Genomic DNA, 14,121 nt, shown 5'->3' with positions numbered 1-14,121 from the left:
CCCCCCGAGGCCTCCCCCCAAGCCTTCGTCGGCAGCGTCAGATGGGGATAAGAGACAGTGCAGAAACACCGCGACCCCGCCATCCCCCGGCGTGATCACCCCGAACTCGACCGCATCCTCATCCCCGTTGTCCAACCCCATCAACCAGTTGGTGGCCAACCGCGCGACCGTCCGCCCGCTGCGCCGCGGCTCGTTGGAGGTGGCCTGCCGCACGATCCCGAGCAACGCCGTCATCGCCCGCGCGGCCACCGAATCCGCGGTCACCGCACTCCCGTCCCGGTGCGCGACCAGCACGACCACACCCCCGCTGCTCGCCACCAGGTGGCGGCCGGGAAGAACCTCGATCTGCCTGCTCACACGAACCTGCCGCCCTGGAATCGCCACCGATGGAACACCACGCGCATCGGCCCGTTCACGATCAGCCAGAAGACGATCCAGGTGAGGATGAACTGAATCAGGAAGGCGGTCAGCGACGGACGCAGCGACTCGGGTAGCACGATGGTCGTGTACCGGACGAGCACCCACATGAGCGCCCCCTCGTTGACCATGGTGAGAAAACCGAACAGCGTCGGCCAATCCTTTTCCCAGCGGAACTGTTGCAGGAAATGGTAAAGCAACTCCCACAGCACCCCGACCAGAACGGTGCCGAGCAGGATCGACAGCGTCACCCGGTAGGCCTGCCCGAGACTCAGCGATCCCGTCGGCAGCAGCGGGGTGATGATCAGCGCGACGAAAAACCCGATCACGCTCAGCGCGAGCACCCGGGTCTGGATTCGCCCGTTCAACGTCGGCAGCATCAGATCCTCTTGTTCATGACCCAGGCCCACCACTGGCTCGTCGAGCGCAGCGGACCCATTCGCTTGCAGAACCCCAGCGCCGCAAGATCGTCCGCGATCTCCTGCGCGGCGATCTGCAGGCCGAGGAAGGTGTCGACCCCGACGAACGGCCCACCGAGTGTCGCGCTACCGGATGCATAGATGCGCCCGATGCCACTTCGGGTGCCGATCAGTTCGAAGGTGGTGTCCACATCCAGCCGACCGACCGGATTACGGCCCGCACCAGCGTGATCCAGCAGGTCCGCCAGCAACCGATGCTCACGGATATCGGCCTCGAGTCCGGTGCAGTCGATGATGTAATCGACCGTCGTATCGAACGGCTGCGTCGGCGGCGGCACCGGAAGTTCCGCGGTGGGGTCCGGCATGATGGTGGCGACCACGCCCTGCCGTCCCGCGGCGGGCCGCGGTGCGCGCATGGTCCCGGCCATCACCTGATACCACCCCTGCTTGCGCCCGCGCCGCAACTGCTCCTGCCACAGGCGCCGGATCGGCGTATTCGTCCCGGAGATCTCCTTGTACGCCGCCGCCCGCTGCTCACCTTGCAGGGTGCGCATCTTCTGCTTGAGCTGCCCGCCCCACACCGACTTCGGATAGTTGAACCCCTGATACGCCCAGCCGTCGGCCCCCTTGCGCCGGTTGAACACATTCTTGCCGTGCGACTTTGCGACATAGGTGCGAAACAGATGCAGGATCTGGGTGTTCAACTGCATCCGGTCCCGGTCGTCGATGAGCCGCTGCAACACCCGGCTGGCCACGATCCCGCTACCGCGAATCAGTACCGTCCCAGGCCTGCGCTGCAACGCCTGATAAACGTGCTCGTGCGGCTCGTAGGCGTTCACCACCCGCGTCGGATCGCGATGCGTCTCCCGATACTCCTGCAGATCCGGCAGCAACTTCAGCCCCGGATACCCCACCGCCACATGCACATACGTGCTACGAAACGCCACCCGCTTGGTCGGCGTGGACCCCGCGGCCGGGGTGAGAATCGTGAAATATCCACCACCGTGCCGCTTGCGCACCATGCGAACCTGCCCACGATGCAACGAGCTCGCATAGCCGATGCGGTGGAACTCCCGCTCCATCCCGACGAACGCCTGCCCCGCACGCGGCGTGTAGTAGTTCGCGAAGATCGGTTCCACGAACACATTCCACAGCGGTTTGATCGACTTGTCCGCGATCGCCTCCCGCACCGCATAGGACGGAAAGCCCCACATGTTGTCCGGTTCGGACGCCGAATCGCTGCGCAACCGCTCGCCGCGCGGAATCTGCGACACCCGGGTCAGGTACTCGTACGACGCCCACGGATGTTCCTGCGGCCCGAGCACCGCCATCGACCGCGCGGGCACCCCGAAGATCCGCAGCGTGTCATAGGTGACGAAGGAGCCGATCCCACTGCCGATCGTCACGAACGGCACATCCACCACCGGAATCCCGGCTCTGTCCAACATTTCATCGGCCCACACGTCGGTATCGACGAGGGCCTGGGTGAGATCTCCCCGCATTTCGGGCACTCTACCGGCCCGTTCTTACCGATAGCTTGCGATCCGCTGGCCCCCGGACCGGTGAGTGGCACATCGCTGCGGCAAACCGCGAGAGGCCCGCACGCTGGTGTGCCACTCACGCGCCGATCATCCCGGAAATGCGACGCGCGGGATCGGATGTGCGCGAACATGCCACGGCGGCCAGCCTTTCGGAAGTAGCATGCGCTCGTGGCTGACTCACTGCGGGTCCTCGTGTACAGCAACGACGCCGATACCCGGCGCCAAGTGATCCTGGCACTGGGCAAACACCCGCACCCGGAACTACCTGAATTCGACTACCTCGAAGTGGCCACCGGCCCCGTGGTGATCGAGCACCTGGACGCGGGCGGCATCGACCTCGCCATCCTCGACGGTGAATCGGCGCCGACCGGCGGGCTCGGCATCGCCAAGCAACTCAAGGACGAAATCGAGCACTGCCCACCGGTGCTCGTGCTCACCGGCCGCCCGGACGACGCCTGGCTGGCCAAGTGGTCGCGCGCGGAGGCCGCCGTCTCGCATCCGATCGACCCGATCCGGCTCACCGAGGCGGTCGTCGGCGTGCTGCGCAACCGCTCAGCAGCCTGACCACCTACTCGTTGCCGCAGTCATTCATACCGACTGCACATTAATCACCTGCTGACGGAAGTGGTCGCCGGAGCCGATCGAGTTCCGGCACCTACGCGGGCGTAAACCGGCGCGTTCAGCGCGCCGATGTCGCGAACGCCGACCCGCCGCAAGTGTGCATCCACTGCTGAAATCCGCACGGACAACGCCATTTTCGCAGCACAGACTGACCGGTCAACCAACGTCACGTGACAAGACCCCGGATTACCCCCGTTTCAGTCATAAATCGACGTCGCGAATTCGATCAAACGCAGCAGTCAAACCTCGAGCACTCAGAGCGATCAGTTGTAGGCTGTGCCCTAGCTCACAGGAGTGCGGGTACCAGCCCTACCCGCCTCGAGCAGGCCATGAGGCGCGTCTGGCCGAGGCGGACAACGACGTCAGCCCGCCTCGGAAGCTGCCGTCCGGCAACGGACGACCCATCCGCGGGCTCCAGCTGGCAAGGAGGGGAAGTGCAGTCGTGAATATCGAGATGCCCACTCTTGTATTAGGCGCGGTCGCTGCGGCGTTCGCGGTGTTCACCATCATCATGGCGGCCCTCGTCGGCCCGAAACGGTACAACCGAGCCAAGCTCGAGGCGTACGAGTGCGGTATCGAACCGACACCGCACGCCATCGCCGGCGGCCCGGGAAACGTGACCGGCCAACGCTTTCCGGTGAAGTACTACCTCACCGCCATGCTGTTCATCATCTTCGACATCGAGATCGTGTTCCTCTACCCGTGGGCAGTCCACTTCGATGCACTCGGTCTCTTCGGTCTCGCCGCGATGGCGTTGTTCATCTTCAACGTCTCCGTGGCCTACGCCTACGAATGGCGGCGCGGTGGGCTCAGCTGGGAGTGATTGCCGCGCAACGTGTTCGGGCGACGAGTGGAAGTGAAGGTTAGTCGGATATGGGGTTAGAGGAAAAGCTGCCCAGCGGTTTTCTGCTGAGCACGGTAGAGGATTTCGCCGGTTATCTGCGTAAGGGTTCGGTGTGGCCGGCCACCTTCGGTCTGGCCTGCTGCGCCATCGAGATGATGGCCACCGGCGCAGGGCGTTTCGACATCGCCCGCTTCGGCATGGAGGCGTTCCGTGCCTCGCCGCGGCAGGCCGATCTGATGATCGTCGCGGGCCGGGTCAGCAACAAGATGGCGCCGGTGCTGCGCCAGGTGTACGACCAGATGACCGAGCCGAAATGGGTGCTCGCCATGGGGGTGTGCGCGTCCTCGGGCGGCATGTTCAACAACTACGCGATCGTGCAGGGCGTGGACCATGTGGTGCCGGTCGACATCTATCTGCCCGGCTGCCCGCCGCGGCCGGAGATGCTGCTGAACGCGATTCTGGCACTGCACGCCAAGATTCAGGAGATGCCACTGGGCGTCAATCGTGAAGAGGCCGTGAAAGCCGCCGAAGCGGCGGCGCTGGCCTCGACCCCGACCATCCGGATGGAGGGTCTGCTGCGATGACGTTCGACTCCCCCGACAACACCACCACCGCGCACGACGAAATCGACGCGGCGGCCACGGCAGGCCCGGAGGGCACGCTGCCCGGCGAGGACGATCAGCAGGCGCCCGGCGCCGAGGTGATCGGCGTGCGCCGCGGCATGTTCGGTGTCACCGGCACCGGCGACACCTCCGGCTACGGCGGCCTGGTCCGCCCGGTCACCCTGCCCGGCAGCACGCCGGCGCCTTACGGCGGCTACTTCGACGAGATCGTCGACGCCTTGCGCGGCGCGCTCGACGCGGCGGGCACCCGGCTCGAGACCGTGCTGGAGAAGATCGTCGTGTTCCGCGGCGAACTCACCCTGCACGTGCACCGCGAGCACCTGGTGACCGTCGCTCAGGTGTTGCGTGACCATCCCGCACTGCGTTTCGAGCTGTGCCTGGGCGTCAGCGGCGTGCACTACCCCGAGGACGCGGGCCGCGAACTGCACGCGGTGTATCCGCTCATGTCGATCACGCACAACCGCAGGCTGCGCGTCGAGGTGTCCGCCCCCGACGCCGACCCGCACATCCCCTCACTGTTCGCCGTCTATCCGACCACCGACTGGCACGAGCGGGAAACCTACGACTTCTTCGGCATCCTCTTCGACGGGCACCCCTCGCTCACTCGAATCCTGATGCCCGACGATTGGCACGGCCACCCCCAGCGCAAGGACTACCCGCTCGGCGGAATCCCGGTCGAGTACAAGGGCGCGCGCATACCGCCGCCCGACGAGCGGAGGGCTTACAACTAATGAACGAGATGGACACCCGGCCCGACGTCGCAGGCGACGCTGGGCCGGAACCGACTGTGGTCACCGTCGCCGGGCAAGACTGGGAAGAGGTTTCCGACTCCCTGCGTGGCGCGGGCGAGGAACGCATCGTCGTCAACATGGGCCCGCAGCATCCGTCCACGCACGGCGTGCTGCGCCTCATCCTCGAGATCGAGGGCGAGACCGTCACCGAGGCACGCTGCGGCATCGGCTACCTGCACACCGGTATCGAGAAGAACCTGGAGTTCCGCAACTGGACCCAGGGCGTCACCTTCGTCACCCGGATGGACTACCTGTCGCCGTTCTTCAACGAGACGGCGTACTGCCTCGGCGTGGAGAAGCTGCTCGACATCACCGACGCGATCCCGGAGCGGGTCAACATCATTCGGGTGATGCTGATGGAGCTGAACCGGATCTCCTCGCACCTGGTGGCGCTGGCCACCGGCGGCATGGAACTCGGCGCGCTCACCCCGATGTTGTTCGGTTTCCGCGAACGCGAACTGATTCTCGACGTGTTCGAGACGATCACCGGTTTGCGGATGAACCACGCTTACATCCGGCCGGGCGGTCTGGCCCAGGACTTGCCCGACGACGGCGTCAGCAAGGTCCGGGAACTGCTGGACCTGATGCCGAAGCGGTTGCGCGACATGGAGCAGCTGCTCACCTCGAACCCGATCTGGAAGGCGCGCACCCAGGACATCGGCTACTTGAACCTGCAGGGCTGCATGGCCCTCGGGATCACCGGCCCGGTACTGCGCGCCACCGGCCTGCCGCACGACCTGCGCAAGTCGCAGCCGTACTGCGGTTACGAGAACTACGAATTCGACATCCCCACCACCACGGGCTGTGACTGCTACGGCCGCTACGTGATCCGGGTGGACGAGATGAAGGAGTCGCTCAAGATCGTCGAGCAGTGCCTGGACAAGCTGCGCCCCGGTCCGGTGATGGTCGACGACAAGAAGATCGCCTGGCCCGCCGACCTGCAGCTCGGCCCGGACGGACTCGGCAACTCCGCCAAGCACATCGGCAAGATCATGGGCACGTCCATGGAGGGCCTCATCCACCACTTCAAGTTGGTCACCGAGGGCATCCGGGTGCCGGCCGGTCAGGTGTACACCGCGGTCGAGTCACCGCGCGGCGAGCTCGGCGTGCACATGGTGAGCGACGGCGGCACCCGGCCCTTCCGGGTGCACTACCGCGACCCCTCGTTCACCAATCTGCAAGCGGTGGCGGCGACGTGCGAGGGCGGCATGGTCGCCGACGTGATCGCTGCGGTCGCCAGCATCGACCCGGTCATGGGCGGAGTGGACCGATGAGCGAGCGCGCCATCGCCAGCGAGGAGCAGTCATGAGTATCGACCGCATACCGGCGGACACCGGCACCGCAATCCTGCTGCGGCTCACCACCCGGCCCGAGCCGTATCAGCCGTTCATTCGCGAACGGCTGGAGCTGGATGCCAAGGAGATCATCGCGCGCTACCCGGAGCCGCGGTCGGCATTGCTGCCGCTGCTGCACCTGGTGCAGGCCGAGGAGGGCTGCGTCACCGGCACCGGCATCGACTTCTGCGCCGACCAGCTGGGTTTGACCGGCGCCGAGGTCACCGCGGTGGCCACCTTCTACTCGATGTACCGGCGCACCCCGACCGGCGACTACCACGTCGGCGTGTGCACCAACACGTTGTGCGCGGTGATGGGTGGCGACGCCATCCTCGCCACGCTGGAGCGGCATCTGGGCATCGGTCACGGCGACACCACCGCCGACGGCAAGGTCACCCTCGAGCACATCGAGTGCAACGCGGCCTGCGATTTCGCCCCGGTGGTCATGGTCAACTGGGAGTTCTTCGACAACCAGACCCCGGAATCGGCTCGGGCCCTGGTGGATTCGCTGCGTGCGGGTCAGCAGGTGACGCCGACCCGCGGCGCGCCGCTGTGCACCTTCAAGGAGACCGCGCGCATCCTGGCCGGCTTCCCCGACGAGCGCCCCGGTGTGCTCGACGGCGCGGCGGGCGAGGCCACCTTGGCCGGACTCCGGGTCGCCCGCGAGCAAGAGACTTCTGGAAGTGCAGCGCCGCAACAGAATTCGGAGGGCGCCTGACATGACATTGACTCCCGTACTCACCAGGTACTGGGATGACCCGCAGTCGTGGACGATGGACACCTACCGTCGCCACGACGGCTACCAGGCACTGCGCAAGGCGCTGTCGATGGAGCCGGACCAGGTCATCCAGACCGTCAAGGACGCAGGCCTGCGCGGCCGCGGCGGCGCGGGCTTCCCGACGGGCATGAAGTGGAGCTTCATCCCGCAGGGCGCGGGCCCGGACGGCGTCAGCAAACCGCATTACATGGTGGTCAATGCCGACGAGTCCGAACCCGGTACGTGCAAAGACATTCCGTTGATGCTGTCGAGCCCGCACGCGCTGATCGAGGGCATCATCATCGGCTCCTACGCCATCCGTGCCGCGCACGCGTTCATCTATCTGCGCGGTGAAGTGGTGCCGGTGCTGCGCAGGCTGCACGCCGCCGTCGCGCAGGCCTACGAAGCCGGCTTCCTCGGCCGCAACATCCTCGGCTCCGGCTACGACCTCGAACTCATCGTGCACGCCGGCGCGGGCGCCTACATCTGCGGTGAGGAACCCGCGCTGCTGGACTCGCTGGAAGGTCGTCGCGGACAGCCTCGGCTGCGTCCGCCGTTCCCCGCCGTCGCGGGCCTCTACGCCTGCCCGACCGTGGTGAACAACGTGGAATCCATTGCCAGTGTGCCGCCGATCATCCTCAACGGCACCGCCTGGTTCCGCTCGATGGGCACCGAAAAGTCGCCCGGCTTCACGCTGTACTCGCTGTCGGGGCACGTCAAACGGCCCGGCCAGTACGAGGCGCCGCTCGGCGTCACCCTGCGCGAACTGCTCGGCTACGCCGGTGGCGTCCGCGAAGGGCACACGGTGAAGTTCTGGACGCCGGGTGGCTCGTCCACCCCGCTGTTCACCGACGCCCACCTCGACGTGCCGCTCGACTACGAGGGCGTCGCCGCCGCCGGATCCATGTTGGGCACCAAGGCCTTGCAGATCTTCGACGACACCACCTGTGTGGTGCGCGCGGTGCTGCGCTGGACCGAGTTCTACATGCACGAATCCTGCGGCAAGTGCACCCCGTGCCGGGAAGGCACGTACTGGCTCGTCCAGCTGTTGCAGCGGATCGAGTCCGGCCGGGGCACCGAAGCCGATCTGGACAAGCTGCTCGATATCAGCGACACGATCAACGGCAAGTCGTTCTGTGCGCTCGGCGACGGTGCGGCAAGCCCGATTGTGTCGTCGCTGAAGTACTTCCGCGACGAGTATGTCGCTCACATCGGGCAGGGGTGTCCGTTCGATCCGGCGCGCTCCACCGCGTGGGCCAGTGACGACGGCGCGGACGTGCGAGAAACGGAAGGAGTGCGATGACCGCCACCGTGAATACCAACGCCAGCGGGGTCGCCCCCGCCGATCTGGTCAGCGTCACCATCGATGACACGACAGTCAGCGTGCCCGCGGGCACCCTGGTGATCCGGGCCGCCGAACTCATCGGCATCCAGATCCCGCGCTTCTGCGACCACCCCCTGCTGGACCCGGTCGGCGCCTGCCGCCAGTGCATCGTCGAGGTCGAGGGTCAGCGCAAGCCGGTCGCGTCCTGCACCATGACCGTCACCGACGGCATGGTGGTGCGCACCCAGCTCACCTCCGCGGTGGCCGATAAGGCGCAAGAGGGTGTGATGGAGCTGCTGCTCATCAACCACCCGCTCGACTGCCCGGTCTGCGACAAGGGCGGTGAATGCCCGCTGCAGAACCAGGCGATGTCCACCGGTCGCGCCGAATCCCGCTTCGAGGGGGAAAAGCGCACCTTCGCCAAGCCGATTCCACTGTCCACCGCGGTGCTGCTGGACCGGGAACGCTGCGTGCTCTGCGCGCGCTGCACTCGCTTCTCCCAGCAGGTCGCCGGTGACCCGTTCATCGAACTGCTGGAACGCGGTGCGCTGCAACAGGTCGGCACCGGACAGGCCGAACCGCTGGATTCCTACTTCTCCGGCAACACCGTGCAGATCTGCCCGGTCGGCGCGCTGACCGGCACCAGCTACCGCTTCCGCGCCCGCCCGTTCGACCTGGTGTCGAGCCCGAATGTGTGTGAGCACTGCGCGTCCGGTTGCGCGCAGCGCACCGATCACCGCCGCGGCAAGGTGCTTCGCCGGTTGGCCGGCGACGATCCGCAGGTCAACGAGGAATGGAACTGTGACAAGGGTCGCTGGGCCTTCGCCTACGCGACCGAACGCGACCGCCTCACCACGCCGCTGGTCCGCGGCTGGGACGGCAAACTGGCACCGGCCTCCTGGTCCGAGGCGCTCGCCGCGGCCGCGGAAGGATTGGCTGCCGCGTTCGGCAGCGCGGGCGTGCTGGTGGGTGGGCGCGTCACCGAAGAGGACGCCTACACCTACGCCAAGTTCGCGCGAATTGCTTTGGGCACCAACGACGTCGACTTCCGGGCCAGGGCGCACTCGGCCGAGGAGGCTGACTTCCTCGCCGCGCGCGTGGCGGGTCAGGGCATGACGGTCAGCTACGAGAACCTGGAGACCGCGCCGATCGTTCTGCTCGTCGGGTTCGAGCCGGAGGAAGAGTCGCCGATCGTCTATCTGCGGCTGCGCAAGACCGCGCGCAAGCGTCGCATGGCGATCTACTCACTCGCGCCGTACTCCTCGCGCGGTCTGGATCGCATGTCGGGCAAGCTGATGCAAGCCATGCCGGGTGCCGAGCCGCATCTGCTCGACGCCATCCGCAACGGCGACATCGCAACGCCCGGAGCCGATCCCACGCAGATCTCCGATGTCGGACGCCTGCTGCGCGAACCGGGCGCGGTGATCATGGTCGGCGAGCGGATGGCCGGCATCCCCGGTGCGCTGTCGGCCGCGGTCCGGCTCGCCGATGAGACCGGTGCCGCGCTCGCCTGGGTGCCGCGCCGGGCCGGTGAGCGTGGCGCGGTCGAGGCCGGTGCGCTGCCCGGCCTGCTGCCGGGTGGTCGTCCGGTGGTGGATCCGTCGGCCCGCCAACAGGTTCGCATCGTCTGGAACGTGCCGGATCTGCCGGTCACGCCCGGTCGCGATACGGCGGCCATCCTGGAAGCCGCACCCGGTCTCGGCGCACTGGTGATCGGCGGCGTCGACGTCGCCGACCTGCCGGACCCGCGCGGGGCGCTCGCGGCCATCGATGCCGCACGCTTCGTCGTCAGCCTGGAACAGCGGCACAGTGCGGTCACCGACCGGGCCGACGTCGTATTCCCGGTCGCCACCGCGATGGAGAAGTCGGGCACCTTCCGCACCTGGGAGGGCAGGCCACGCCCGTTCGCCGCCGCACTCGGCGACGACATGGTGCGCCGCCAGCCGGCCCCGCTGTCGGATCAGCGCGTGCTGCAAGCGATTGCCGACGAGATGAAGGTGCGCCTCGGCCTGCCGAACACCGAAGCGGCCCGTGCCGAACTCGCCGAACTCGGCGCCTGGGACGGTGCTCCCGTCGCGGCGCCCGCGCATCGCCCGCACCCGCTGACCCAGCCGGGACCCGGCACCGCGGTGCTGGCCAGCTGGCGCATGCTGCTCGACCTGGGCCGCCTGCAAGAGGGCGAACCCAATCTCGCGGGCATCGCCCGCACCCCGGTGGCCCGGCTGTCCCCCGCGACGGCCGCCGAAATCGGCGCCGCCACCGACGATCACGTGACCGTCGCCAGCGAACACGGCACCGTCACGCTGCCGCTGGTGATCACCGACCTGCCCGACCGGGTGATCTGGCTCCCGCAGCACTCGCCGGGCAGCTCGATCGCCGAACAGTTGGCCACCCAGCCCGGCGGCATCGTGCAGCTGCGGCGCGCCGACGACAGGATGAAGGAGCACCGGCATGAGTGACCTCAGTCTGTTCGGCCACGACCCACTCTGGCTCGTGATCGGAAAGTCCCTCGCCATCTTCGTATTCCTGTTGCTCACCCCGATGATCGCGGTGGTCGCGGAACGAAAGATCGTGGCGCGCATGCAGATGCGCATCGGCCCGAACCGGATCGGCCCGTACGGCATGCTGCAGAGCATCGCCGACGGCGTCAAGATGGCGCTCAAGGAAGACATCATTCCGGCCATCGTGGACAAGCCGGTCTTCATCATGGCGCCGATCATCTCGCTGATCCCGGCCGTGATGGCGTTCGCGGTGATCCCGTTCGGCCCCGAGGTTTCCATCTTCGGGCACCAGACCGCGTTGCAGCTCACCGATCTGCCGGTAGCGGTGCTCTACATTCTGGCGATCACCTCGATCGGCGTGTACGGCATCGTGCTCGCCGGTTGGTCGTCGGGCTCCACCTACCCGCTGCTGGGCGGGCTGCGCTCGACCGCGCAGGTGATCTCCTACGAGATCGCGATGGCCCTGTGCTTCGCCACCGTGTTCCTGCTGACCGGCACCATGTCCACCTCGGGCATCGTGGCCGCACAGGACGGCACCTGGTACGTCTTCCTGCTGCTGCCGTCGTTCCTGATCTACTGCGTGTCCATGGTCGGCGAGACCAACCGAGCCCCGTTCGACCTGCCCGAGGCCGAGGGTGAGCTGGTCGGCGGCTTTCACACCGAGTACTCCTCGCTGAAGTTCGCCATGTTCATGATGGCCGAATACATCAACATGGCAACGGTTTCCGCGCTGGCCACCACCTTGTTCCTGGGTGGCTGGCACGCACCGTGGCCGTTGAACATGTGGGACGGCGCGAACAGCGGCTGGTGGCCGGTGCTGTGGTTCACCGCCAAGGTCTGGATGTTCCTGTTCGTCTTCATCTGGCTGCGCGGCACGCTGCCCCGCCTGCGCTACGACCAGTTCATGAACCTCGGCTGGAAGCTGCTCATCCCGGCTTCGCTGCTCTGGGTGATGCTGGTCGCGACGGCTCGCGTGCTGCAGGCCGAGGGCTATGAGATCCAGACGCCGGCGCTCGTCATCGGCGGCCTGCTGGTCTCCGGGCTGATGGTGTGGATGTTCCTGCGGGCCGGGCGCAAGGGTGGCGCCCCGCCGCCCGCCGAGCCGGTCCCAGCCGCACCGACCGCGGATTCCGCTGTGTTCTTGGGCTTCCCGACACCGCCGCTGCCCGACCGTCCCCGCGACGTGGCCAAGTCGGGACTGTTCGATCCGCTGGCCGGGTTCGCGGTGACCGCAGCGACCATGTTCAAGAAGCCGAACACCGAGTTCTATCCGGAACAGAAGGTGCCGACCGCGCCGCGCTACCACGGGCGTCATCAGCTCAACCGGCACCCGGACGGGCTGGAGAAGTGCATCGGCTGCGAGCTGTGCGCCTGGGCCTGCCCCGCCGACGCGATCTACGTCGAAGGCGCGGACAACACCGAGACGGAACGCTTTTCGCCGGGTGAACGGTACGGGCAGGTCTATCAGATCAACTACCTGCGCTGCATCGGTTGCGGGTTGTGCATCGAGGCGTGCCCGACGCGCGCGCTGACCATGACCAACGACTACGAGATGACCGACGACAACCGCGCCGGCCTCATCTACGAGAAGGACCGGCTGCTGGTGCCGCTGCAACCGGGCATGTCCGCCCCGCCGCACGCCATGTACCCGGGCGCCGACGAGGGCGACTACTACCGCGGCAACGTGCCCGGCAGTGCGCAGGAAGCCAACGGCGGCAACACGACCGACGCGCCGGAGAGCCCGAAGGAGCCCGCCGCGGTGGGCGTGGAAGGAGGGTCGCGGTGAACTCGCTGATACTGGCCGCCGAGCCACTCACCCGCACCGGGACCGGCGAGGCGGTGAACTTCTGGGTGCTGGCGCCGCTGGCCGTGGTCGGCGCGCTCGGCATGGTGTTCGCCCGCAAGGCCGTGCATTCGGCGATCTGCCTGGCCGCCACCATGATCGTGCTCGCGGTGTTCTACATGGCCCAGGACGCGCTGTTCCTCGGCGTCGTGCAGATCGTCGTCTACACCGGCGCGGTCATGATGCTGTTCCTGTTCGTGCTGATGCTGGTCGGTGTCGACTCCGCAGAATCGCTGAAGGAGAACCTGCGCGGGCAGCAGCTCGCCGCGGCGGCGGTCGGACTCGGCTTCGGCATGCTGCTGATCAGCGGTATCGCCCGCGGCATCCGGGAATCCGAGATCAGCTTCCCGGCAACCGGTTTCGCGGGCCGCGACGTGATCGGCGAACTCGCCGAACTGATCTTCGTGCGCTACGTGTGGGCCTTCGAGCTCACCGGCGCGCTGCTGATCACCGCGACCATCGGCGCGATGGTGCTCGCGCACCGCGAGCAGTTCGGGCCGAAGATCGGGCAGCGCGAGATGTCGGTGCGCCGGTTCCGCGAGGCAGGCCACCGGGCCACCCCGCTGCCGACGCCGGGCGTCTACGCCAGGCACAACGCGGTCGACATTCCGGCCAGGCTGCCCGACGGCTCCTTCGAGGAACTGTCGGTCAGCACCATCCTGCGGCACCGCCGCACGAGGGCGCTCGCCGAGGCGGCCGTCACCCCGGCCGCAGCCACAGCACCAGGCAACTCGGTCGCGTCCACGACCGAAGCACCCGCTACCTCGGTCGCGACCGAGAACCAGCGCGACGAGGAAGGCAACCGGTGAATCCGCAGAACTACCTGTTCCTGTCCGCCCTGCTGTTCACGATCGGCGCGGCCGGCGTGCTGCTGCGGCGCAACGCCATCGTGGTGTTCATGTGCATCGAGCTGATGCTCAACGCGGTGAACCTCGCGTTCGTCACCTTCGCCAGGTTGCACGCGAACCTGGACGGTCAGGTGTTCGCGTTCTTCACCATGGTGGTCGCCGCGGCCGAAGTCGTTGTCGGCCTTGCCATCATCATGACCATCTTCCGCGCCCGCCGCTCGACCTCGGTCGACGACGCCAACCTGTTGAAGTTCTGAT

Annotated in this window: 13 protein-coding genes; 11 read left to right on the top strand and 2 right to left on the bottom strand. The window is 67.1% G+C overall.

Going from position 1 to position 14,121, the window contains the following annotated elements; all coding sequences use genetic code 11:
- Nucleotides 1-353: 353 nt before the first annotated feature.
- Entirely contained in the window at nt 354-797 is a 444-nt protein-coding gene (locus DBO33_RS21480) for a hypothetical protein (RefSeq protein WP_107656639.1), read from the bottom strand.
- Complete coding sequence (locus DBO33_RS21475; RefSeq protein ID WP_107656638.1) at nt 797-2,338, bottom strand: hypothetical protein; 1,542 nt, start codon at nt 2,336-2,338, stop codon at nt 797-799. The genes DBO33_RS21480 and DBO33_RS21475 overlap by 1 nt, the downstream gene beginning before the upstream one ends.
- 207 nt (nt 2,339-2,545) lie before the next feature.
- Here DBO33_RS21475 and DBO33_RS21470 point away from each other — a divergent pair, with 207 nt between their 5' ends.
- The 11 genes from DBO33_RS21470 (at nt 2,546) to nuoK (ending at nt 14,120) form a co-directional block, all read left to right on the top strand.
- Nucleotides 2,546-2,941 carry an Rv3143 family two-component system response regulator gene (locus DBO33_RS21470; RefSeq protein WP_107656637.1) on the top strand — a complete coding sequence of 132 codons (396 nt, stop codon included), beginning with the start codon at nt 2,546-2,548 and terminating at the stop codon, nt 2,939-2,941.
- 511 nt (nt 2,942-3,452) lie between these two features.
- Complete coding sequence (locus DBO33_RS21465) at nt 3,453-3,821, top strand: NADH-quinone oxidoreductase subunit A (RefSeq protein WP_228540775.1); 369 nt, start codon at nt 3,453-3,455, stop codon at nt 3,819-3,821.
- Nucleotides 3,822-3,871: 50 nt separating this feature from the next.
- The gene (locus tag DBO33_RS21460; protein WP_107656636.1) at nt 3,872-4,426 is read left to right on the top strand and encodes a NuoB/complex I 20 kDa subunit family protein; all 555 of its coding nucleotides are present in this window, start codon (nt 3,872-3,874) and stop codon (nt 4,424-4,426) included.
- Nucleotides 4,423-5,196, top strand: a complete 774-nt coding sequence (locus tag DBO33_RS21455) for an NADH-quinone oxidoreductase subunit C (protein WP_199856715.1) — start codon at nt 4,423-4,425, stop codon at nt 5,194-5,196. Before DBO33_RS21460 ends, DBO33_RS21455 begins: the two co-directional genes overlap by 4 nt.
- A gap of 8 nt (nt 5,197-5,204) precedes the next feature.
- Complete coding sequence (gene nuoD / locus DBO33_RS21450) at nt 5,205-6,530, top strand: NADH dehydrogenase (quinone) subunit D (RefSeq protein ID WP_107660482.1); 1,326 nt, start codon at nt 5,205-5,207, stop codon at nt 6,528-6,530.
- 31 nt (nt 6,531-6,561) lie between these two features.
- A complete protein-coding gene (gene nuoE / locus DBO33_RS21445; protein ID WP_107656635.1) occupies nt 6,562-7,308 on the top strand; it encodes an NADH-quinone oxidoreductase subunit NuoE in 747 nt (248 codons plus the stop codon).
- A gap of 1 nt (nt 7,309) precedes the next feature.
- Complete coding sequence (nuoF, locus tag DBO33_RS21440) at nt 7,310-8,650, top strand: NADH-quinone oxidoreductase subunit NuoF (protein ID WP_107656634.1); 1,341 nt, start codon at nt 7,310-7,312, stop codon at nt 8,648-8,650.
- The gene (locus DBO33_RS21435) at nt 8,647-11,130 is read left to right on the top strand and encodes an NADH-quinone oxidoreductase subunit G (RefSeq protein WP_107656633.1); all 2,484 of its coding nucleotides are present in this window, start codon (nt 8,647-8,649) and stop codon (nt 11,128-11,130) included. Before nuoF ends, DBO33_RS21435 begins: the two co-directional genes overlap by 4 nt.
- Nucleotides 11,123-12,958, top strand: coding sequence for an NADH-quinone oxidoreductase subunit NuoH (nuoH, locus tag DBO33_RS21430; RefSeq protein ID WP_107656632.1), 1,836 nt, complete (start codon nt 11,123-11,125; stop codon nt 12,956-12,958). Before DBO33_RS21435 ends, nuoH begins: the two co-directional genes overlap by 8 nt.
- Complete coding sequence (locus tag DBO33_RS21425) at nt 12,955-13,824, top strand: NADH-quinone oxidoreductase subunit J (RefSeq protein WP_107656631.1); 870 nt, start codon at nt 12,955-12,957, stop codon at nt 13,822-13,824. Before nuoH ends, DBO33_RS21425 begins: the two co-directional genes overlap by 4 nt.
- Nucleotides 13,821-14,120, top strand: a complete 300-nt coding sequence (nuoK, locus tag DBO33_RS21420; RefSeq protein WP_107656630.1) for an NADH-quinone oxidoreductase subunit NuoK — start codon at nt 13,821-13,823, stop codon at nt 14,118-14,120. Before DBO33_RS21425 ends, nuoK begins: the two co-directional genes overlap by 4 nt.
- Nucleotide 14,121: the final 1 nt, after the last annotated feature.

It is taken from the genome of Nocardia suismassiliense, from assembly GCF_900269665.1.
GTDB lineage: Bacteria > Actinomycetota > Actinomycetes > Mycobacteriales > Mycobacteriaceae > Nocardia > Nocardia suismassiliense.
This window is presented reverse-complemented; position numbering and strand designations above follow the sequence as displayed.